The sequence below is a fragment of the Parabacteroides sp. An277 genome, from assembly GCF_002159645.1.
In the GTDB taxonomy this organism is placed as follows: Bacteria; Bacteroidota; Bacteroidia; order Bacteroidales; family Tannerellaceae; genus Parabacteroides.
In genome coordinates this window covers 1-22591 of the sequence record NZ_NFJB01000047.1, presented here as the reverse complement: position 1 = coordinate 22591, position 22591 = coordinate 1, and the positions used below count along the sequence as shown (strand labels likewise).

At 48.6% G+C, this 22591-nt stretch carries 21 protein-coding genes, 1 tRNA gene and 3 pseudogenes; 19 read left to right on the top strand and 6 right to left on the bottom strand.

Annotated features, from left to right (window positions below; genetic code table 11):
- Positions 1–416 precede the first annotated feature (416 nt).
- Positions 417–503 (bottom strand) — tRNA-Ser (locus tag B5F77_RS14045).
- Positions 504–638: 135 nt separating this feature from the next.
- On the opposite strand from B5F77_RS14045, the gene mltG reads away from it, so the two are divergent.
- The 6 genes from mltG (at position 639) to B5F77_RS16130 (ending at position 6415) form a co-directional block, all read left to right on the top strand.
- A complete protein-coding gene (gene mltG / locus B5F77_RS14040) occupies positions 639–1679 on the top strand; it encodes an endolytic transglycosylase MltG (RefSeq protein WP_087331864.1) in 1041 nt (346 codons plus the stop codon).
- A gap of 17 nt (positions 1680–1696) precedes the next feature.
- Positions 1697–2518, top strand: coding sequence for a helix-turn-helix domain-containing protein (locus tag B5F77_RS14035; protein ID WP_087331862.1), 822 nt, complete (start codon positions 1697–1699; stop codon positions 2516–2518).
- Between the two features lie 66 nt (positions 2519–2584).
- On the top strand, positions 2585–3205 hold the full coding sequence (locus B5F77_RS14030; RefSeq protein ID WP_087331859.1) for a CatA-like O-acetyltransferase, family 2: 621 nt from the start codon (positions 2585–2587) through the stop codon (positions 3203–3205).
- A gap of 243 nt (positions 3206–3448) precedes the next feature.
- Entirely contained in the window at positions 3449–4738 is a 1290-nt protein-coding gene (locus B5F77_RS14025; protein WP_087331857.1) for an MATE family efflux transporter, read from the top strand.
- Between the two features lie 11 nt (positions 4739–4749).
- Positions 4750–5304, top strand: a complete 555-nt coding sequence (locus B5F77_RS14020) for a CatB-related O-acetyltransferase (RefSeq protein WP_343225103.1) — start codon at positions 4750–4752, stop codon at positions 5302–5304.
- A gap of 199 nt (positions 5305–5503) precedes the next feature.
- A complete protein-coding gene (locus B5F77_RS16130; RefSeq protein WP_087331870.1) occupies positions 5504–6415 on the top strand; it encodes a GNAT family N-acetyltransferase in 912 nt (303 codons plus the stop codon).
- Here B5F77_RS16130 and B5F77_RS14010 read toward each other — a convergent pair.
- A pseudogene (locus tag B5F77_RS14010) lies at positions 6404–6610 on the bottom strand (AraC family transcriptional regulator); the annotation flags it as partial. The gene B5F77_RS16130 and the pseudogene B5F77_RS14010 overlap by 12 nt on opposite strands.
- 230 nt (positions 6611–6840) lie before the next feature.
- On the opposite strand from B5F77_RS14010, the pseudogene B5F77_RS15900 reads away from it, so the two are divergent.
- From B5F77_RS15900 to B5F77_RS14000, 3 genes and pseudogenes are all read left to right on the top strand, one after another.
- Positions 6841–7428, top strand: a pseudogene (locus tag B5F77_RS15900) (sugar O-acetyltransferase); the annotation flags it as partial.
- 6 nt (positions 7429–7434) lie between these two features.
- Positions 7435–8094: an HAD hydrolase-like protein gene (locus B5F77_RS15895; protein WP_204244985.1), complete on the top strand. Its 660-nt coding sequence runs from the start codon at positions 7435–7437 to the stop codon at positions 8092–8094.
- A 99-nt stretch (positions 8095–8193) separates the two neighbouring features.
- Positions 8194–10515: a GH92 family glycosyl hydrolase gene (locus B5F77_RS14000; protein WP_087331852.1), complete on the top strand. Its 2322-nt coding sequence runs from the start codon at positions 8194–8196 to the stop codon at positions 10513–10515.
- A gap of 151 nt (positions 10516–10666) precedes the next feature.
- On the opposite strand, the gene B5F77_RS13995 is transcribed toward B5F77_RS14000, so the two are convergent.
- Positions 10667–11113, bottom strand: coding sequence for a DUF6078 family protein (locus B5F77_RS13995; RefSeq protein WP_239446371.1), 447 nt, complete (start codon positions 11111–11113; stop codon positions 10667–10669).
- Positions 11114–11311: 198 nt separating this feature from the next.
- On the opposite strand from B5F77_RS13995, the gene B5F77_RS16055 reads away from it, so the two are divergent.
- The 4 genes and pseudogenes from B5F77_RS16055 to B5F77_RS13980 all read left to right on the top strand — a co-directional run bounded on the left by B5F77_RS16055 (position 11312) and on the right by B5F77_RS13980 (position 15346).
- Positions 11312–12025 (top strand): hypothetical protein, encoded by a 714-nt coding sequence (locus tag B5F77_RS16055; protein WP_239446370.1) that lies wholly within the window; start codon positions 11312–11314, stop codon positions 12023–12025.
- 6 nt (positions 12026–12031) lie between these two features.
- Positions 12032–13615 (top strand): annotated as a pseudogene (locus B5F77_RS16050) (glycoside hydrolase family 92 protein).
- 141 nt (positions 13616–13756) lie between these two features.
- On the top strand, positions 13757–15112 hold the full coding sequence (locus B5F77_RS13985; RefSeq protein WP_087331848.1) for an MATE family efflux transporter: 1356 nt from the start codon (positions 13757–13759) through the stop codon (positions 15110–15112).
- A gap of 39 nt (positions 15113–15151) precedes the next feature.
- Positions 15152–15346 carry a hypothetical protein gene (locus B5F77_RS13980; protein WP_204244984.1) on the top strand — a complete coding sequence of 65 codons (195 nt, stop codon included), beginning with the start codon at positions 15152–15154 and terminating at the stop codon, positions 15344–15346.
- A 22-nt stretch (positions 15347–15368) separates the two neighbouring features.
- On the opposite strand, the gene B5F77_RS13975 is transcribed toward B5F77_RS13980, so the two are convergent.
- On the bottom strand, positions 15369–16268 hold the full coding sequence (locus B5F77_RS13975; protein ID WP_087331846.1) for a helix-turn-helix domain-containing protein: 900 nt from the start codon (positions 16266–16268) through the stop codon (positions 15369–15371).
- Between the two features lie 131 nt (positions 16269–16399).
- Here B5F77_RS13975 and B5F77_RS13970 point away from each other — a divergent pair, with 131 nt between their 5' ends.
- From B5F77_RS13970 to B5F77_RS13950, 5 genes are all read left to right on the top strand, one after another.
- Positions 16400–17302 carry an NAD-dependent protein deacetylase gene (locus tag B5F77_RS13970; RefSeq protein WP_087331844.1) on the top strand — a complete coding sequence of 301 codons (903 nt, stop codon included), beginning with the start codon at positions 16400–16402 and terminating at the stop codon, positions 17300–17302.
- Between the two features lie 100 nt (positions 17303–17402).
- A complete protein-coding gene (locus B5F77_RS13965) occupies positions 17403–18161 on the top strand; it encodes a hypothetical protein (RefSeq protein WP_087331842.1) in 759 nt (252 codons plus the stop codon).
- 13 nt (positions 18162–18174) lie between these two features.
- A complete protein-coding gene (locus B5F77_RS13960; protein WP_087331840.1) occupies positions 18175–18945 on the top strand; it encodes an MBL fold metallo-hydrolase in 771 nt (256 codons plus the stop codon).
- A gap of 22 nt (positions 18946–18967) precedes the next feature.
- Complete coding sequence (locus B5F77_RS13955) at positions 18968–19417, top strand: cupin domain-containing protein (protein WP_087331868.1); 450 nt, start codon at positions 18968–18970, stop codon at positions 19415–19417.
- 276 nt (positions 19418–19693) lie between these two features.
- On the top strand, positions 19694–20167 hold the full coding sequence (locus tag B5F77_RS13950) for an HU family DNA-binding protein (RefSeq protein ID WP_087331838.1): 474 nt from the start codon (positions 19694–19696) through the stop codon (positions 20165–20167).
- A 129-nt stretch (positions 20168–20296) separates the two neighbouring features.
- Here the strand turns inward: B5F77_RS13950 and B5F77_RS13945 are convergent, their stop codons facing one another.
- Together B5F77_RS13945 and B5F77_RS13940 are read right to left on the bottom strand one after the other, a co-directional pair.
- On the bottom strand, positions 20297–20890 hold the full coding sequence (locus B5F77_RS13945) for a sugar O-acetyltransferase (protein WP_087331836.1): 594 nt from the start codon (positions 20888–20890) through the stop codon (positions 20297–20299).
- Between the two features lie 62 nt (positions 20891–20952).
- Positions 20953–21315, bottom strand: a complete 363-nt coding sequence (locus tag B5F77_RS13940; protein WP_087331834.1) for a helix-turn-helix domain-containing protein — start codon at positions 21313–21315, stop codon at positions 20953–20955.
- A 229-nt stretch (positions 21316–21544) separates the two neighbouring features.
- Between B5F77_RS13940 and B5F77_RS13935 the strand changes: the two genes are divergently transcribed.
- Positions 21545–22426: an arginase family protein gene (locus tag B5F77_RS13935; RefSeq protein ID WP_239446372.1), complete on the top strand. Its 882-nt coding sequence runs from the start codon at positions 21545–21547 to the stop codon at positions 22424–22426.
- The last annotated feature ends 165 nt before the right edge of the window (positions 22427–22591 follow it).

The window sequence follows — 22591 nt, the reverse complement described above, 5'->3', positions numbered from 1 at the left end:
AAATAGTTAATAAGCTGCTCAGTGCCCCTCGCGAGAGTCGCCGCAGCCAAAGAAATACGTTAGTATTAATATTAGAAAATTCTATTCAAGGCGCTCCCTTCTGGGAAGACCGGAGCGCAAAACTCTTAAGAGCCTCTTTTCGGTTTCGGCCGAGAAGGGGCTTTTTTAGTTGCCGCTCGGCAAGGACATGGCTTGCGCCTCCTCAAAAGCATCACTTGCGCCCTTGCAAAGGGGATGTCAATACGCCGTATCGAGAACGTCAATACGGCGGAAAGAGCGCGTCAATACGCCGTATTGGGCGAAGCGGTACTTCAGCGCGTTCAACAGAGTATATTTACAAAGGTATTTCTCAATAACAAAAAAGGCTTGCAAATCTTGATTTGCAAACCTTTTCTCTATCTCTATGTACTTATTAGCGGAAGCTGGGGGATTCGAACCCCCGGTACGGAAATCCGTACGGCAGTTTAGCAAACTGCTGGTTTCAGCCACTCACCCAAACTTCCTAATGACCACTTTTGCTTGAACAGCGATGCAAAGGTATATCTTATTTTTTAATAAACAAGGGTTTTTCCGCTTATTTTTCCAAGAAAAGATGTTATTTTTGCACCTGATTCTGAAAATCAACCGTTTAAAACAGTATGAATAAACGCTTTTTCATTCAACATCGCACCTGGATCTGCGGCGTCGCATTGGCGCTCGTCCTTTTTTTGTGTGGCGTCTGGTGTTATCGCATCGTATGGATGCCCAATTTCTTCCCCGAAAAGCCTACTTACATATATATAGATGAAAAGACACGTTGGGACGACGTTTGCCAATTTCTACAAGATTCTACTGCCTGTCAACATATCAGTACGTTTAAACTATTGGCCCGATGGATGAAATATCCGCCACACGTACGGACAGGACGTTATCGCATCGACCCCCGTATGGACAACCTGACGCTCGTGCGCAATCTTCGAAATGGCCATCAAGAAGCCACACGCCTGACCTTCCATAACATTCGCACCAAAGAAGAATTAGCCGAGCGGATAGATAAGCAGTTGATGCTGCATGGCATCGACCTGTTAATCCGGATGAACGACTCCACTTGGTGCGATTCGTTAGGTTTCACCCGAGAAAACATTCCAGCTCTTTTCATTCCCAATACGTATGAAATCTATTGGAATATCTCACCCGAACGTTTCATGGCACGCATGAAGCAAGAATACAACCGTTTCTGGACAGAAGAACGCCTAAAAAAGGCCCAAACAATAGGCCTAACACCTATCGAGATCTCCACGCTGGCTTCTATTGTGGAAGAAGAATCGGCCATGACGGACGAATATCCCCTCATCGCAGGCCTTTACCTCAACCGCTTAAAGGCCGGGATGCCGCTTCAAGCAGATCCAACCGTGAAATTTGCAGTAGGTGATTTTACGCTTCAGCGCATTCTCGATAAACACCTTACCGTCGATTCTCCCTATAACACATATAAATATGCAGGGTTACCCCCCGGCCCTATCCGTATCCCTTCTATTTGCGCTATCGATGCGGTATTAAACTATACCCACCATCGTTATTTCTATATGTGCGCCAAGGAGGATTTCTCGGGTCGCCACAACTTTGCCGCTACACTTGCCGAACACAACCGCCATGCGAATCGGTACCGTGCAGCTTTAAACCGGAGAAAAATCTATTAACAAGAAGCATTCGTTATATGTTTCAAGAGGGCTTTCAGTTCTACAAGCCTTGCCGGTTGTTGCAACCTTATATCAGGTATTATTGGGTATTCCGGAGTAGTTGGTTGCTGAAAACCCTTACGTTCCCTATCGGTTGTCCCCAGCTCATCTTCCACAAAGGGATGCCGCTCTATATTCCGGAACTGGGAACGCGCCAATCCATACTGACAGTCAGCGGGCAGGTTAATTACCCGGCTCATTTGTATTCGGAGGGGGAAACAGAGATGATTGTGGTTGTCTTCCAGCCATACGGCATGAGGGCTTTTCTGCATCTGCCTATATCTGCCTTGCACAATCTGGAGGTCTCCGGCTTCGACCTTGAATACAAACGGCTGGAGGAATTGGCCGCTCAGGTTTTCGAATGCAAGGATACGGATACCTGTATCAACCTAATAGAGGCATGGCTGCTCTCCCTCTTATCCGAGGTGCAAACCCCAAAGCTCGCACTTAACCAGAAAAGGATAGCCGCCGCTATAAACCACCTGTTCTCTACTCCGGGAACTTCCGTGACAACCCTGGCCTCCATCGCTTGTCTGAGTAAGAAGCAGTTCGAGCGCCTGTTTAACGATATGGTTGGTACCAACCCCAAAGAGTACGCAAGGATTGCCCGCTTCCAAATGTCGCTGAAGCTCTTGCAGGAGTGCCCGGCGGGCATCAGCCAAGCACAACTGGCTTACCAGTGTGGCTATGCCGACCAGTCGCATTTCATCCGGGAGTTCAAGCAATTCAGTGGTCATACGCCCGTGGCCTTATTGAACATCTGCCAGCCTTATTCCGATTTGTTCACCAACCCGGCATAATGTCCCTTTTCTTCTATCCGAAGCCACACCACCAGCTTACCTTTGCGCATATAAACAATTGATAGGATGAAAGAAGTAAATCCCCAAAACACGACCCGTGCATACGCATTTGAAATGTGGATAGATGCCCCCATGCCCATGCTCACCTTTTTCAAGACCATAGATGTAACCCGCCTTGCCTGCATCAGCAAACGGACTGGATTAAAGTTCAATATGCTGATGTGCTGGTGCATCGGACGGGCAGCACGCCATATCAAAGAGTTCTATATGCTTCCGGTCGGGCGGAAGCTGATGCAATATGACCGTCTTGCCGTCTGCACCATCGTAGCGAATCGGGAAGGTGAGGTTAGCTCCTGTGACATCCCCTACTCTAATGATTTAAGCCAATTCAATGAGGATTACTTACGGCTTACCAAGCAAGTTGCCCACACTTGCTGCAACCATGACCTGCCGGACCACATGGTGATTGGCACATCTGCTCTTGTGCAATATGAAATAGACGGAGCGGTAGGTATGTACAGCGGAGTGTTCAATAATCCGTTTCTGATTTGGGGCAAATACAAACGGCATTTATGGAAACTGAAACTGACTGTTTCTTTCCAGTTTCATCATACACAAATGGATGGGGCACATGCTTCGTGTTTTTTGGAGAATCTGCAAAAAGAAATCAACTGCCTGGTGGTATAATCAAGAACAAATGCTATCTTTGCGGAACTAACAGAAAAATACCAGTTGTTCAACCCACATGAAATGGCAAGTGTGCATATAGCTGCGCTTAACGGATAGCATTTCAGTCATAGCTATTCAGCAACGGACAGGCTTATAACAGGTTTGTCCTTTCTTGTTTTGCCATTATTCCGAATTTGTAAAACCGCGATAGCTTGTGTTGCCTTGTGCTACAGGATTTGTCGTATTATATCAACTTGAGCAATGAATTATACTTATAAAAATATCTGGCTCATCGCTTTTCCAGTAATGATGAGCATCCTTATCGAACAACTTATCAATATCACCGATGCCATTTTCTTGGGGCATGTGGGAGAAATAGAATTGGGCGCATCCGCCCTTGCCGGGATTTGGTATCTGGCTATCTATATGCTCGGCTTCGGTTTCAGTTTAGGGCTACAGGTAGTAATCGCCCGCCGTAACGGAGAACAACGGTATGAAGAAACAGGAAAAACGTTCTTTCAAGGACTGTTTTTCTTGCTGATGCTAGCGGCGTTCCTTTGCCTGTTGTCTCAAATACTTTCTCCAGTCCTGCTGAAACATCTGATAACTTCAGACGATGTCTACAACGCAACTGTATGTTATCTGAATTGGCGTATTTGGGGATTGTTATTCTCTTTCCCACTCCTAGCCTTACGCTCGTTTTTAGTAGGCATTACGCAGACAAAAGCCTTGAACATGGCGGCTTTCACAGCCGTACTGGTGAATATTCCGATGAATTGGCTCCTGATATTCGGATTCGATATGGGCATATCAGGAGCAGCCATAGCTTCTTCGTTTGCCGAAATGTGTTCGCTGGTAGTATTGACAATATATCTGTTCCGGCATATTGATGAAAAAGTATATGGCTTACGCTGGCACATTAAGATAAAGATATTAAAAGAAATATTTTCTATCTCGGTATGGAGCATGCTCCAATTCTTTGTCAGTGTAGCCATTTGGTTTCTGTTCTTCTTGGCTATCGAGCATTTGGGAGAAACAGAATTGGCTGTATCGAATATTGTAAGAAGTGTTTCCGCCCTGTTTTCCGTTATCGTCAATGCGCTGGCTGGTCTTACCAGTTCTTTGGTGAGCAACCTGATTGGAGCAGGTGAAAAGAGAAAAATCTTCCCGCTTTGTCACAAAATTATCCGTTTAGGATATGTGACAGGTATCCCATTGATTGTTCTTGCCTTGGTCTTTCACCAACACATTATCGGGGCTTACACAGAAAATCCGGTTATCGTACAAGTTGCATGGTTGCCGTTTATGGTTATGCTGCTGAATTACTTCTTTGCACTTCCCGGCTATGTTTATCTGAACGCAGCGACAGGAACAGGAGCAACGCGGACTGTATTTGTCTTTCAACTGACAACAACCATTGTTTATCTGTTTTGCTTATGGGGATTAAGCCATCGTAATGTTCCGTTAGCAGCTTATTGGGCAGTGGAATACCTGTTCGTGCTTGGGCTTGGGGTGCAGTCTGTCATTTATCTTAAATATAAACACTATTAAAAGCTGAATCTATGATGAAAAAGATATATCCACGCACAGGTGACACGCAGACCGTGTACCTGAATGCAGTCGTAAAAGACCCCTCTATCATAGTGGGTGACTATACCATCTACAACGACTTTGTGTCCGATCCGCTGCTTTTTGAACAAAACAATGTACTTTACCATTATCCTATCAATCACGAAAGGCTGGTAATCGGCAAATTCTGCTCCATCGCCTGTGGTGTGAAGTTTCTGTTCAACAGTGCCAACCATACCTTGAAGTCCTTATCCTCCTATACCTTCCCTCTCTTTTATGAAGATTGGGGTTTGGAAAAATCCAATGTAGCAACGGCTTGGGATAATAAAGGAGACATTGTGATAGGCAACGATGTATGGATAGGTTACGAAGCGGTTATCATGGCTGGTGTACATATCGGTAACGGAGCAATCATAGCTGCCCGCGCCGTGGTGACGAAAGACGTTCCGGCCTATACGATAGTCGGCGGTGTTCCTGCCCGACCGATAAGAAAGCGCTTTGATGAAGATACGATACACAAACTGGAAGCCCTGGAATGGTGGAACTGACCCGCAGATAAGATAAGCCGGTGCTTACCTAGCCTTATGAAGGGAGACATCGACCGATTATCCGACTAAATACAGGGCATTTTTAGAAACTGAATCCTTGTCCTTTAGAAGATTCTCATTACTTTTGTCGGTAGGAAACTAAACATTTCCCGGAGGTATGAATACTCTATCGGAAATTTATTCAAAGAACAAGATGAGAATGAGATTAACAAAAGAAATCGACAAGGATAAGCGAACAACCGAGTTCATCGGTCAGTTATGGCAAGTATGGGAGGCGTCTGTCCGCGCCACCCATCACTTTCTGACGGAACAGGACATCCAAAGCATCAAACAGCAAGGGAAAGCTGTATTATATGACATTGACATTTTAGTCGTTGCCTTTGAAGAGAATATTCCTATCGGTTTTATAGGCATACAAGAGAAGAAGATAGAAGCACTGTTCCTTTCTCCTGACCAGATAGGAAAGGGATGGGGACGACTGCTGATAGACCTCGCCATCCAACAATATGGAGCCCTTTACATTGATGTGAACGAACAAAATACGCAAGCGGAAGCGATTTATCGTCATCTCGGTTTTGAGACCTACCAATATGATGAAACCGATGAACAGGGCAATCCGTTCCCGATATTACACATGAAGTTAAAACGACATCCCAATATTCACCACATTCCTACCGACAAGAAACAATACCTCTCCCTGTTGCTTCTTGCCGACGAACAGGAGTCGATGATAGACCGTTATTTGGAACGGGGAGAACTCTATGTCATGCAGGATGAACAGATACAAGAGCCCCTTGCGGTGGCCGTCGTTACCATGGAAGGCGAAGGCGTCTGCGAACTGAAGAATCTGGCCGTTTCTCCATCCTATCAGCGTAAAGGGTTGGGCAGACAGATGGTGGAATATCTCTTCGACCGTTACAAGGACAGTTGCCATACGATGTTCGTGGGGACGGGCGATAGCCAGCAGACGGTAGGTTTCTACCGGAGTTGCGGCTTTACCTATTCGCACACCATTCCCGACTTTTTCACGCGCCATTATGACCACCCTATCGTGGAGGAGGGCAAAGTGTTGCGGGACATGATCTATTTTCGGAAGGAGCTAAAGAGATAATCTTTTCCTGAATTCGGTGGGGCTGACACCTTTGTATTTGCGGAATAGCTTGTTTAAGTGGCTTTCATCAGTAAATCCGAGTTCTGCTACAATTTCATTGATTCGCATGTCGGTATGTAGAAGCCTGCTTTCTACCATCTTCATTTTATAATTCAAGATATATTGCTGCATGGTTTCATTGGTCTGCTTCTTGAAACATAAGCTTTTTACTTATGTTCCCGCAGGATTTTCTATAAAAATATCTCGGATAGTGCCAATCCTGTAGGATTTGTGCTGTCCCCAGCGGGGACGGCAGTTATCTCGCAGGATTCAAATAATTTGACTATCACGTAGTCGCTTTCATACAGATAAAACACCAAATCATACAGGAAATCCATGCGGGACATGTATATTTTTGCCCCCGAAGAATAGTAAAAGCAACGCGTATGAACGATGAATTGAAGAAATGTCTGTCCGGCGAGTGGTACGATTGTCATGCACCCGTCTTTATCGAATTTAAGAAAAAGACCCACAGGTTGTTATTGAGGTATAATGCACTTCCCTATGAAAGCAGGGCTGAAAGGCTGGCTGTCCTGAAAGAAATGCTTGGAAGTATCGGTGAGAAAGTCTCCATCGGCAACCCTTTTGTTTGTGATTATGGTTGCCATATCCATATCGGCAACAATGTCAGCATCAACATGGGGTGTACATTGGTTGATTGCAACAGAATCACCATTGGAAACAATGGCTTGATTGCTCCCAATGTACAAATTTATACGGCAACTCATCCCATAGAATTGAACGAACGTCTGACGCCCGTAGAGACACCCGCCGGCACGGAATACGTCCGGCATACCTATGCCTTGCCCGTCAGCATCGAAGACGGATGCTGGATTGGGGGAGGTGTCATCATCCTGCCGGGCGTCACCATTGGTCGGGGGAGCGTGATTGGCGCGGGCAGCGTTGTGACTAAATCTATTCCTGAAAACAGTCTGGCGGTAGGAAACCCTTGTAAAGTTGTTCGTAAAATCAATATCCCCATGAACAAGATTAGATTGGTAGCTTTCGATTTGGATGGCACTATCGGTGACACCATTCCCTTATGTATAAAAGCTTTTAAAGAAGCGGTTGCGCCTTACATCGGGCATGAATTGTCGGACGACGATGTGATACGGACTTTCGGCCTGAATGAACAGGGAATGATAGCAAGCCTTGTAGATGCTCCATACAAAGAATGTGCGTTGGCAGATTTCTATACCTTCTATAAAAATCTACATGAACAGCTGTGTCCCCGACCTTTTCCCGGAATACGGGAACTGATAACCGACTTGAAACAAAGCGGTATCATCGTGGCTCTTGTAACGGGAAAAGGGGCAAAGAGTTGCGACATCACTTTGCGGCAATTCGGCATGAACACTTTGTTTGACAAAGTTCTGACCGGCAATGCCGAGAGGAATATAAAGGCTGCTTCATTAGAATGGTTGTTGCAAAGCTATCATCTATCTGCTTGCGAGGCGGTATATATAGGCGATACCATTTCCGACATCATGGTCTGTAAAGCTGTGGGGATAGATTGCCTATCTGCCGCATGGGGAGTATCTGGAAAAGCGATATCGGATTTGGAGAGACATAATCATAACCATGTTTTTTACTCCATACAATCTATATCCGACTTCCTTCCGTCTTTAATTACTGGATAGATTTCCGTAACTTTGTTTCCCGAGAAGCACATAAATTAGAATAACGAATGAAACACAGAATATTATGTATATGTTGAATAATCTATAAAGCATTTTAACATGAAAAAGAAATGGTTGATATGGGCTGCACTACCTATGATATGGATAGGTAGTTTTTCTTGTTCCGCTCCTGAACATGCGGGTCAAAAGGAGCATTTATCTGATTATGTGAACCCATTCATCGGGGCGAGTACAAATGTGGAAGCGGCTGGGGCTTATCATGGTTTAGGGAAGACCTTCCCTGGTGCTACGACTCCTTACGGCATGGTTCAAGTAAGTCCGAATACGATCACGGGCGGAGATAATGGTCCCGGATATAGCTATGAGCACGAGACAATAGAGGGTTTCGCCTTTACGCAGATGAGCGGCATCGGCTGGTATGGGGATTTAGGGAACTTCCTGGTGATGCCTACGGTGGGGAAACTTCATACGAACTCTGGCAAGGAGAACGGCGTAGAGGGATATCGTTCTCGGTATGATAAGTCCTCTGAAGAGGCGCAAGCCGGGTATTACAAGGTGCTGTTGAGTGATTACCAGATTCAGGTGGAGGCGACGGCGGCTCCTCGTTGCGGGATGTTGCGCTTCGTCTTCCCGGAGCATAAGCAATCGCGTATCCAGATAGATTTGGCACGTCGGGTCGGGGGGACTTCCACGTATCAGTCGGTCCGGGTAGTGGATGAGCATACCATCGCGGGGCGTATGGAATGTACGCCTGAAGGCGGAGGATGGGGGAATGGAGACGGTCAAGCGCGGTACACGGTCTTCTTCTATGCCCAGTTTTCTAAGCCTCTGACAGATTATGGAATATGGAGTGTAGATATCCCGGATGGGCAGGACCGTCATCGGCAGTTCGTGGAGAGTCCGGAGTTTCAAGCGCTCACGGCCGGTGCCCAGATTATCGAGAAGCCACAGGCTTATGAGGGGAAACACATCGGGTTCTTTACGGAGTTTGAGACGGCTCCTCAGGAGGAGGTCTTGATGAAGGTGGGCATCTCCTTCGTGAGCGAAAAGGGAGCCGAGAAGAATCTAAAGGCAGAGATACAGGACTGGGATTTCGACGCAGTGCGCGACAGAACCCGTTCGCTCTGGGACAAGGAACTGGCGAAGATGGAGGTCGATGGCGGTACAGACGACCAGAAGGTTATCTTCTACACGTCGCTTTATCATACGATGATCGACCCGAGATGCTTTTCGGATGTGGATGGACAATATGTAGGAGCGGACGGCCGGACACATCAGACAAGCAGCTTCACGCGCAGGACTATCTTCAGCGGTTGGGATGTGTTCCGCAGCCAGATGCCTTTGCAGACGATTATTAATCCGGTTCTGGTGAACGATTTGTTGGCTTCGCTCACCGCGATGGCCGAGGAGAGCGGACGGGAGTATTACGAGCGATGGGAGTTCCTCAACGCATATAGCGGTTGCATGGTTGGTAATCCGGCTATCTCGGTCTTGGCGGATGCGTATGCCAAAGGTATCGTCCGAATCGACATGGAAAAGGCATATCGCTACGCCGACAACACGTCGAAGCGGTTCGGGAATGCGCACCTGGGCTATTCCCCCAATAGTATCTCTAACACGCTCGAATATGCGTACACGGAGTGGTGCATGGCTCAGCTGGCCCGAGCTTTGGGGAAGGAGGCGGATGCGGAACATTATGCGCGGCTGGCTCAATCGTATCGGAACATTTACGATGCGGTGAAGCATAGCTTCCGCCCTAAGGATGAGCAGGGGAACTTCTTGCCTTGGCCCGAGAAGGGTAAACTGGAGGAGGGATATGGTTGTGTAGAAAGTAACGAGCTGCAGCAGGGCTGGTTCGTCCCGCATGATATCGAAGGAATGGTAGAGCTGATGGGAGGAACCGAGCGGACCATTGCGGACCTGGACTCGATGTTCCAGCATACGCCCACGGATTTCTTATGGAACGCCTACTACAACCACGCGAACGAGCCGGTGCATCATGTGCCTTTCCTCTACAATCGGTTAGGACAGCCCTGGAAGACGCAGCGCTGGTCGCGGTTTATTTGTCAGCATGCGTACAAGAACAGCGTAGCAGGACTGGTCGGGAACGAGGACGTGGGCCAGATGTCTGCTTGGTATGTGCTTGCGGCTTCTGGCTTACATCCCGTCTGCCCGGGCGAGACGCGCTACGAGATTTCTGCGCCGCTGTTCGACCGGATTACCCTTCGGCTGGACGGGGGCAAGACGTTCACCATCCAGGCGCTTCATAATGCGCCGACGCATACTTACATACAATCCGCCCGACTGAACGGGAAGGAGTATGCGAAGTGTTACCTGGATTATAAAGATATCATGGCAGGCGGCACGCTGACGCTCGAGATGGGTCCGGAGCCCAATCGGCAGTGGGGCGTCGAGCCTTGACGAGGAAGCAGCGGGAGGATGGGCATGCGTCGACGGGACGATACCCATCCTTCTTTTTTGCACGCACGTGTGCAAAACTTTGCATACATGTGTGCAAGACCTTGCAATGCTCATTGCAAAACGTTGCACTCATGTGTGCAAAATCTATACTTCATGTTCTCCAGACGTATTCTTGCTCATAACGGTCGAACAGGATGGGCACGGACAGACCGTTTGCTTGTAGGATAGTGCCTATCTTCCTCTGCATGTCTGGGAGGATAGGTTTCGTTCCGTCCATCAGGTAATAGTAAGTACGCTGGCTGACCATGCTGCAGATGGCGTCGCGTATATGCCTTATGCGTCCGGCGGGAACATGATCCATCATCCACTTGAAGCCGTAAGCTACCTTTACCTTTTCTGAACTCTGAAAAAACCGGCAGGTATTTCCGCCTTTGGGATTCACTAAATTGGGGTTGATAATATAGAGAGTACTCCGCTCCTTTCCCAGGTCGCGTGCAGCCAGACTTCGTAAGCAATGGTCCGCCGATACACAATCTGTCCGGAAGCAGAGAGCAAAGGAAACAGGAGCCTCTTTACTAAAGTTAACCTTGTCATTCATAATCTATCTATTTATGGATTAGGTTTAATATAATTATTTCACAGCAATCTTTGCAAAGATACACATAAAAAGCCAGACTACCTTATGCCTAAGCTGCATTTTACACAAGCTCAAATCCAGACGGAAAGTTTGGTATTCTAGCGGAAAATGCTTTCCTTTGTACTATTATAATATAAGATATAAAGACGCAGACATATCATGAAAATCAAAAGACTACTCCCTGTTTTAGTGGCAAGTTTATCGGCTTGCCTCGCCGCAACGGCTATCGAGAAGCAGCCCGTAGATTATGTAGATTTGTTCATTGGAACCTCAAACTCCCGCTGGATGCTCGGACCGTACGCCCAGCTCCCTATGGGGATGGTGCAGCTCGGACCGGACAACCAGGGCGACGTATGGATGGGAGGCTATGAATACTCTCTGAGCAATATATCCGGCTTTAGTCATCTCCACGCCTGGACTATGGGAGGACTCATGATGATGCCCACTACCGCCGACCTGGCATTAAGTAATCCATCCACCGACTCTCCCTATTTGGGGGCGAATGCCGGATACCATTCTCGCATCCTAAAGGAACGTGAAAAGGCATCGCCTGGATACTATTCGGTCTATCTGTACGACCATGAAGTCCAAGCGGAACTAACCGCAACGACCCATTGTGGCGTGCATAGGTACACTTTTCCCGAACGTAAGGAGTCTCGCATATTGATGGATTTGCTCTTCCCGACAGAATGGGATTACGGATTCCGTCTAACGGATGCACGTATCCGACGGGTAAGTAATACAGAGATAGAGGGATACGCACAATGCCAGTCCGGCCCCTGGAGCGATTGGAATGAATATATGCTTCACTTCGTCGTACGCTTCAGTAAGCCCTTTCGGCAACTTAATGGATGGAACGCGGAAGGAATATAAGAAGACATCCAAGCGATAAGCGGCTCGGGAAACATCGGTGCTTATGCTCTCTACGAGACTCAGGCAAACGAGCCCATTACCGTCTGTACCGGACTGTCTTTAGTTAGTATCGAACAAGCCCGGCTCAATATGGAAGAGGAACTGGCCCCACTGGATTTCGACTTCGACAAAACAGTACAACAAGCCCGTGCCCAATGGAATGAATTGCTGGGTAGAATCACAGTAAAAGGCGGGACCGAGCAGGACAAGGTAAAGTTTTATACGAATCTATACAGAGCCTTTGCCGGAAAGCAAACCTGGAGCGACGTGAACGGGAAGTATGTCGATGCAGAGGAAAACGTGCAGACTTTAGGAAAAGGAAAGATGTACGGCGGCGATGCCTTCTGGAATACTTACTGGAACCTCAACGGCTTATGGTCAATCGTCGCCCCGGAGATTATGGACGACTGGGTGACCACTCAGCTTGAAATGTTTCACCATACAGGATGGACCTGCAAAGGCCCCGCCGGATTGGAGTACTCCGGTATTATGGAAGGCTCGCACGAAACCACATTAATGGTCGCAGCCTACTAGAAAGGCATCCGGAAAGATGGGGAAGCCATCTATGAGGCGGTACGTAAGAATGTGACGGTACCCGGTATAGAACATCCCGGAGGAGGCAGTGCAGGCAATCCGTTGCTCGATATCTACATCCGATACGGTTATATGCCCCGCGAATACGGCGTAGTGTCGAAGACACTGGACTATGCCTACGACGATTGGTGCGTTTCCCAATTAGCCTACGCCATCGGGTGCAAGAAAGAGGCGAAACAACTGGAGGGACGCTCCCAAAATTACAGAAACGTATTCCACCCGGAAACGAAGTACGTGACGATGCGTGATACAAGCGGCCGCTGGGATTCCGCATTCGACCGCTTCTCGAATGCCGGATTCATCGAGGGAAATAGCTGGCAATACTCCTGGTACGTACCTCACGACATCCCGGGATTAGTGCAATTAATCGGAAAAGAAACCTTTAACCGCAGACTGGAGGAAGGCTTCGAGAAATCGGAGAAACATAAGTTTGCCGCGCACATGTTCGATCGGACCATGGGACAATCCGCCGAGTTCTATATTAACCATGGGAATGAAGTCAATATGTGTACGCCATATCTATTTAACTACTCCGGCAAACCTTGGTTAGCACAAAAGTGGAGCCGGGCCATACTCAATACTTTCTATGGCGATACTCCATACCATGGCTGGGAGGGCGATGAAGATGAAGGACAAATGAGCGCCTGGTTCGTCATGAGTGCAATAGGTATTTTTGAGATGGACGGAGGCTGTTCGGCCCATTCCAAGCTGGATATAGGAAGCCCCCTTTTCGATGAAATCACGATCCACTTAAACCCAACTTATTATAAAGGGAAAACATTTACTATTGAAGTAAAAAATAATACACCTCAAAACGTATACGTTCAACGCGCCTACCTCAACGGCAAACGGCTGGTATCGCCAAGGATTCCGTTTGATGCCGTCAAGAATGGAGGCAAGTTGGTACTTGAGATGGGAACAACTCCAGCTTACGAATGTTTTCCGAATGCGGAATAGAGATGAAACAACACCTCTTTCAATTGGCTACATTCATATAAATAAAAAGTATTATGTAGTTCTCTATTATTTACCCTAATGATAAATCCCAAACAAAGCCAAAGTCCTACTTTTGCAGATGAAATATAAAATCTTATTTATATGCATCTCACAAAAGAAGAACAATTATTGGCTACAGGAAGAATTACTGTGCTGTTCAGGAAATTTGCCATACCCGGAGTGGTCGGGCTGTTGTTTATCGGCTTGCAACCGATGATTGACGGCGCGGTGTTGGGAAACTTTGTCGGTACGGAGGCATTGGCAAGCATAAATATCTTTGTCCCGATATATACATTCATGAGTGCGTTGGCTGTCGTTGTGGGCGTGGGTTGCCAGGCGATTGTCGGCATGGCGCTGGGAAGCAAGGATTATGTCAAGGCGCATAGCGCTTTCAAGACAGCCTTCTGGTCACTGCTTGTGCTAGCTCTTGTCATGGGATGCGCTTTTGTGCTTGCGGCAGAGCCGTTGTGCCGTTTCTTGGGCGCGAACGAGGTGTTGCTGCCTTATACGGTTTCCTACGTACGGGCTTTCTCCCTGTTTTTCCCGTTCTTGTTGCTGGCGTTCCTGTGCGATTATATGCTGAAAGCCATGGGACGCCCCTACTTTGCCATGCTGGTGCTTGGCGGAACAGTAGTGCTCAACTTGCTTCTGAACCTCCTTTTTGTCGGTGTGTTTGGGTGGAGCACGGCAGGTTCGGGCTTGGCTACGGGCATCGCATTCACAACTGGTTTTGCGGTCATGGCTCCCGCTTTGCTGAAAAAAAGCAGTCTGGTCAGTCTCCGGAAAGGACGTTTCTCTTTCAGGTTGCTGGGTCAGATGACATACAATGGCTCATCGGAAGGCTTGTCGGAGTTGTCAGCCGGCATTACGGTATTCCTCTTCAACTGGGTGATGATGAAGAACTGGGGAGAAGTGGGAGTAGCTGCATTTACGGCCATCAATTATATGCTGAATCTGGGAGTGCAGATGTTCGTGGGGCTGTCGGACGGCATTGTGCCTATCCTCTCGTTCAATTACAGAGCCGGTCATCTGAACCGGGTGAAAGAGACCTTGTTTCTGGGTTTCAAGACGAATGCGACCATTGGCATCATCCTATTCTGCATCATGTTCTTCGGCAACGAGTTCATCGTCTCCCAATTCTTTGCGGACGGGGGCAGCCATGTGCTGAAGATAACCTCCATCGGAGCGGCAGTCTGCGCCTTCGCTTTCCTGCTGAACGGCTCGAACATTCTGTCGTCGAGTTTCTTTACCTCGCTGGGCGATGCACGCACCTCCGTACTTGTGTCTTTGCAAAGAGGGCTGTTGTTCGTTGTGCTTGGAATCATGATATATCCGCTTATTTTAGGAGATAACGGCGTGTGGCTGACGGTTCCGTTGGCAGAATTCTTTACCTTTGTCTCCACCATATATCTGTTGAGAAAGAGATTGAAGAAATGGAGCGTTAGTATTCACGCATAATCATAGTTACCGGTATGAAAGAATGGACAGATTGAAAGCATGTATCCCGAAACAAAGGTGTGGGAATTGGTAACGCCTTGTTTCGAGAAACGGAACATCCATTTCTATGTCAACAAATGCGGATTCCACATTGTCGCATACTTCAACGCCCGCCACAAGGACCCGGACTATCCTGACAGCGGGTATGAATACCGGGCGGAATACTTTAGGTTTGAAAAACAGATGAAGCCATAAGGGAGAATAGCATAAATAGGTTTTATTCATATATTCCGTTCCGGTAATCCTGCAAGTACTGCGTGAACGTCTTCCCTGTCTGCTGTTTGAAAAAGCGCATCAGGTGGCTGGGGTCGGAGAAATGGAAATCGTCCGCCAGTTCGCTGACGGTGCGGTTGGAGAAGAGCAGTTCGTTCTTCAGTTCTTCCAGCAGGCGTTGTTTCAGCAGATGGGCAGCTGATACGCCAAACTGCGCCATGACCGAAGTATTCAGCGTGATGCGACTGATGTGAAGCTTGTCGGCATACTCCTGGACCCGCTGCATGATGCGGATGTTCTGTTCCAGCAAATCCTTGTATTGGAAAGCATAATTGTTCTTCGCGATTTCTACGGGCAACCGGTATGCAGCGGCATACGCACGGTTGATAATCAGCAACAAGTAATAGAGTACGGACACAATGAGGTTGTACGTGTCCGCCACTGGGTGTAGCAATTCCTGTTTGATTTTGCCGAGCAGGCGCATGTATTCCGCCAGTTCTTCGGGCGAGGCATACAGGTAAGGCGGCGTATCGGTCTGATAATAGTACAGCAAGCGATAGACAAAGAACTTGTCGGCAATGAACGTGCGCATGAAGTCTTCGCGGAAAATGAGAAACGTATAATCCAATGCCGCTTCGTCTACATGCCATTCCTGTTGCTGGTGGGGCGAGAGGAGCAGCACCATACCGTCATGCAATTCTATCTTGCGGAAGTTCAGCAGCAAGAAACCGTTTGCCTTCCGAAGAAAATAAAAACTGAAGAAGTCCGTCTTGAATCGTTTGTATTCGGTCAGCACAGGACCGATGTCCTTGTTTGTGGCCGTATTGATGTAGAAGTCTACACCGCAATCCGTCTTGCTGAACGGTACGCTGACTAGTCGTTCGGGGTTGATTATCTCATTCATACGCTTATCGTTTTCGCAAAGGTAATGCTTTCTTTTATCAAAATGGCATAAATCCGTCTATTTTAGGCATAACACTATCGGAGGGTATTACTGACCTTTGCAACCGGAAAAAACAGGAAGATACATATATTATGGTAGCAAAAGAAAAGATAGACTTGTTAAGAAAGAAGATTGACGAGGCCGATGCCATTGTCGTGGGCGGCGCGTCGGGGATGTCCGCCGCTTCTGGATTCGTGTTTTACTATCAGGACGATGAAGTATTCCGCAAACTGGCAGGCGGGTTGGCGAGGAAATACGGGATACACAACATGTTCGATGCCTTTTACGACCGTCGCCTCACACGGGGCGAGCATTGGGCCGTGGTGTTGCGCACCATTAAATACATCTATGATTGCCACACGGGCGATACGTATACGGACTTGGCGGAACTGTTGGAAGGCAAGGATTACTACATCGTCACCACCAATCAGGACGCGCAGTTCTATCGCGTGTTCCCTGCCAACCGCATTACGCGTATACAGGGCGACTGGCGTTACTGGCAGTGTTCGCAACCCTGCCACGACAATATCTATGACAATCACACCGAGGTGATGTGGCTCTGCGACGCCATCCAGCAGGATGCCTTGCCCGACAAGCTGATACCCCGTTGCCCGCATTGCGGCCGCCCCATGGCACCTTGGGTGCGTTCACGCGAGTTCCTGCAAGGCACGTTCTACCACCGCGAGATGAAGCGTTATATGAACTTCCTGCAACGTAATGCCAACCGCAAGACGCTTTTCTTGGAGTTGGGCGTGGGCATGATGACCCCGATGTTCATCAAGGAACCGTTTATGAACATGGTGTATCAATGGCCGAATGCCTTTTACGCCACGCTCAATCCGCAGCATGCTCTTGTGCCGAAAGAGATTGCAAAGAAAAGCCTCGCCATTAGCGACGACATTGCCATTATCTTGAAACAACTGCTCAGCAAGTCCACCGCCGGAATGAAGGAGTTTAATGTAAAGGAAGCGTTTAACCCTGCAAGAGTATATTGAACTGGCCGTTTGCCTTGGCTGGACGGAGGCATTGCCTTGGCTGGATGGAGGCAAAAGCTTGATTCAAGCCTGATATTTTTAACAATTAACTATGACGACAATGAATGAAATACAACGGGCTGCCCAAGCCATAGCCCAAGCTGATGCCCTGCTGATAGGAGCCAGCAACGGGCTTTCCATCGCCGAAGGCTACCACGTGTTCGCCAATAACGAAATGTTCCGTCGCCAGTTCGGCGACTTTGGACAGAAGTACGGTATACGGAATGTCATCGAGGGGTGCTTCTTCCGATACCCGACGGAATGGGAAAGGACAGAGTTCCTGCAACGCCTCGTGCAATGCTGGGTGAAGGAGTATCGTCCCTCGCAGGTGATGAAAGATTTGCTCGCCACCGTGGGCGGCAAAGATTACTTCGTCCTCACCTCGAATGCCGACACGCATCTGGAATTGTCCGGATTCGAAGCGGAAAAGGTCTTCGAAGTGGAAGGCACTTTTGAGGATATGCTGGAGCACCGCACACCCACGGACAAAAGCCGTCAGGCAAATGAGTTCCTCCGGCGTTACAGCGGCAAGTACATCGTCATCCTGGAATTGGGCATCGGTAAGCACAATCGCTTCATCAAGCAGCCCTTGATGCAACTGGCAACCCACGAACCACACGCCGTTTACATCACGCTGAACCTGACACCGGAACTGTACATTCCCGATGCCATCGCCCACAAATCCGTCGGACTGGCAGGCGATATCGCCGTCACACTCAACAGACTGAAGAACGAACTTTATCAAAATGGCATTTATTCCCCTGTTTTGGGCATAGAGGTGCGGGAAGATTCTGCCGAACTTTGCAACCGTAAACATTAAAACATAGAAGATAATGGAAACAACTATCCGTTTGGTGCGCAATGCCACCTTGAAAATCAATTATGCAGGGCATAACATCCTTGTTGACCCGTTCTTTGCCGATAAGGGAAGCATGCAGTCGGCAATCGGCGTGTATAAGACCCCACGTGTACATCTGACCATGCCCGTCAGTGAAATAACCGAAGGGCTGGACATGGTGTTGCAGACCCATATTCATCCCGACCACTACGATGAAACCGTGAAACAACATCTGCCTAAAGACATCCGTTATTATGTTCAGCCGCACGACAAGGCGACGGTGGAGCAGGACGGCTTTACCCGGGTGGAAGTAATCGAAGACAAGATGACAGTGGAGGGTATGGCCATTCATCGTGTGAGCGGCCATCACGGTTTCGGCAAGATTGGCGAGATAATGGGACCTGTGTCGGGCTATGTGCTGACGGCAGAGGGCTGTCCTACGGTCTATATCATGGGCGATTGCAAATGGGAAGACTGCATCCGCGAAACGGTAGAACGGTTCAAGCCCGACTATATCGTGGTGAATAGCGGTGGAGCGGTCTTCCCGGAGTTTTCCAAGGTAGACGGCTGCATCATCCCCGATGAAGCCGAGGTAATGCAAATGCTTGATGAACTGCCCCTGCAAATCAAGCTGATAGCCGTCCACATGGATGCTACGGACCACGGGCAGACCACTCGCGCCATCCTGCGCAACGAGGCACTGCACCACGGTGTCGATATGTCTCGCCTGCTTATCCCGGAAGATGGAGAAACCATTAACTTATAAACCCTATAAAAAGAATACAGAAATGAAAGAAATTAAGAAAGTGGCAGCAGCCAAAAACTTCAACGCAATAAGCGTTGGCAAACTGAGCGAATTGAGTGACTATGTATTGGAGATTGCTCCCGAAGTGAAGATTCCGGGAAAGGTGTTCGGAGGTGCGGCACTTCAAGCCACCGGCAGCGAGTTCTCCTTCCAGATGTTCCAGCCTGGAACGGAAACGGGATTCCTCCATACCCACAAGAACCATGAGGAACTTTATTTCTTCCTTGCGGGAAAGGGTGAATTCCAAGTGGACGGGCAAGTGTTCCCCGTTGAAGAAGGCAGTGTGGTGCGCGTGTCTCCCAACGGCAAGCGCAGCGTACGCAACAACGGGACAACTCCGCTCGTAATGCTCTGCGTGCAGTATCGTGGCAACACCTTCACGGCAGAAGACGCAACCGACGGCGTGATTCTGAATGAGCCGGTGAAGTGGTGAGAAACGAAATAGGTCGAGGCAAAACAATTTTAGGTTTAACCCGTCTTCCTGTCAAGAATTATCCAAGCGACAACCTGCCCGAAGACACCCCAATTTCCCGTGTGGGACACACGACCTCCTCGTCGGGGACAAACGGGGTGCTCGTCGGGGACAAACGAGACCCTCGTGGGGGACAAACGTGGTACTCGTCGGGGACAAAAGTCAACCGCTTGTCAGTCAATCAGTTGCAAAGGCGTTTGATAAGGAGGGACGAAAGACACAAAAAAGGAGGTTTGTATGATATTTTGGAAACGAGTAAAGCAAGCTATCAACGACCTGTGGTATCCCCGCAGCGTCACCGTGGGCAAGCCTGTCGAGACGCAGGAACTTGCCAACCGCATCGCACGTGAATCGACCGTGTCGCCCGCCGACACCCATGCCGTGCTCCGTGCCCTGCCCAACATTATGGCAGACTTCATGAAAGAAAGCCGTGCTGTGCATTTTGAAGGACTGGGCTGGTTCCGCTACACCACCGTTTCGGCAGGCAACGGCGTTGCCACGAAAGAGGAGGTGAGCAGCGACCAGATTACCGGCCTGCGTGTGCAGTTCACTCCCGACCGTACCCGTAACATGAGCGGCGGCTACACCCGCGCCCTCATCGCCGACGAAGGCATCACCTTCATGGAGTGGCTGGGCAAGGAAAGCGACGAGACGCAGGTGCCGGAGGAAGATACGGAAGAGGGAACTGGTAGCGATGGGTCCTTCGGATAAAGTCCACGAATCGCGCATAATCAGATTTCCCGCAACGATGTGTCCCCGCGTTGCGGGATTTTTTGCGCACAATTACTCCCTACGAATGGTTGTGCGCGAAAGGACTGGACTGATGTTATTCGGACGTTTTCATGCGTTTTCTGTATATCGCTTCTTGTCTTCTTCTGTAATCTCACGAATCACCCGGCAGGGATTTCCCGCGGCCAGTACCCGTGGCGGAATATCCCGGTTCACCACGCTGCCCGCACCGATAACCGCACCTTGGCCTATCGTCACGCCCGGCAGCACACTGACACCGGCTCCTATCCATACGTTATCGCCTACCGTGATGGGGCGTGCATATTCCAGTCCCTGGTTCCTGCGTTCTGCATCCAGCGGATGCCCTGCCGTATAAAAGCCACAGTTCGGAGCCACGAACACATTGTCGCCGAACTTCACCGGGGCTTCATCGAGGATGACACAGTTCATGTTGGCGAAGAAATTCTCACCCACTTCGATGTGATAGCCGTAATCGCAGAAGAAAGGAGAGACAATCGTGCAGTTGCCCTTCACTTTACCCAATATGCGCCTTACCAACGCATCCCGTTCTTCCGCTTTGGAGGGGCGTAGCTGATTCAGTTCGTAAGTCAGATCGGCACATGCCGCACGCTCCGCCAACAGTTCTTTGTCATAGTTGGCGTCGTACAACTTGCCGGCCTTCATTTTCATTTTTTCTGTTTCCATGTTTGCTTGGTTTATATCCGGGGCAAAGATAACTTTTTCGTGTTACAATTGTATATAAAAAACTATTCTGCCATTCCCGTTTTTTCTAATATCCGCACCATCTTCGGGCGGAAATCATTTCCCCATTGTTCCAGCATCCGGATAATGGGCATAAGGCTCCGTCCGTCGTCCGTGATGGAATATTCCACATGGGGCGGAAGTTCGGGATAGATTGTTTTCTCAATCATGCCGTGCATTTCCAGTTCTTTCAACTGCTGATTGATGACACGGGGACTGGTATCCTCAAAATGCCGGTGCAGTTCACTGGGACGTTTGCAGCCTTTCTCCAGTTCGTAGAGGATGCACGATTTCCACTTGCCGCCCATGACTTCCATGGCTATGGCCACACCGCAATCCAGGTCTAAGGGTATTTTCTTCTTATACATATATTTGATATTGTCAATTCGCAGAACAAAAGTACACATTTTATGACGAGAAACGGATATAGGGACAAATTTATCCGTATATGAATAATTTGCCCGTACTTGCGTCCGTGCTTATAGAATGCTATCTTCGCACACAAAAAAGGGGAATATGAACAGAATGTTATTAGTAGTAACCGCCTTGCTATGCGGAACGCTGTTTTCCGGCAAGGCACAAAATAATGTATTAACAATGGATAATCAACGTACAAAAACCATCCGGCTGGTTTATCCGCAGTGGCAAGGTGGCAACATCGCCCACTGGATAACGGAAGTAAAAGACCCGGAACAGGCTTCGAGGGGATATTACCTTGGGGCGCAGTTGCTGAATTTCCTTGCACCGGACAGCGGGCAAGAAACCTACATGGTTCCTGTGGCAACCGACAAGATAGAGCGTAAAGTAACCGACGGCGTTTTGGACAAAGAGGCGCTCATCGCACAGACCCGAGCGGCTTTGGATATTTTGAAGATAACCCATCCCGATAAAATCGTAACACTGGGCGGAGAATGTTCGGCAAGCGTCGTTCCGTTTACCTACCTTGCGGACAAATACAAGGATGACCTTGCAATGGTCTGGATTGACGCGCATCCGGACATTACCTTGCCCGGCGATGCCTATGCGGGCTATCATGCCATGGCGGTAACAGCCTGCATGGGCTTGGGCGACAAACACATTGTTTCAGAACTGCCGATGAAGATAGCCCCTTCCAAAATCCTTTTTGTCGGATTGCGCGATTGGGAGCGTGACGAAATCAAGGAGCGGCAGAAGCAATACGGCATCCAACACCTGACACCGGAAGATGTACGCGAGAACAGTGATGCGGTACGGCAATGGTTGCAATCGTGCGGAGCATCCAAGGTTGTCATACACTTTGATATGGATGTACTCGACCCGGCGGAAATCATCGCGGCGGTCGGTGTGGTCCCGGGTGGAATGAAAATCGCGGAAGTGGTGCGTGTGATAAACGATATCGGGCAGGAAAAAGATATTGTCGGGCTGACCGTAGCCGAGCCTATGCCCCGCACAGCCATCCGCATTAAGAACATGCTGGAGCAGCTTCCGCTATTGAAATAAGGATTTGTATCTGTTGTTGTGATACACAAAAGAGGGTGTATCATAATGGGTATATAGCACACAGAATTCTAAGACCTACGCAAGCAATCGGTATTAACTTTATCGTTAAATAATTCTAACGGACTGGGACAGACGTTTCAGTCCGTTCAATTTCTATAGTTTAGT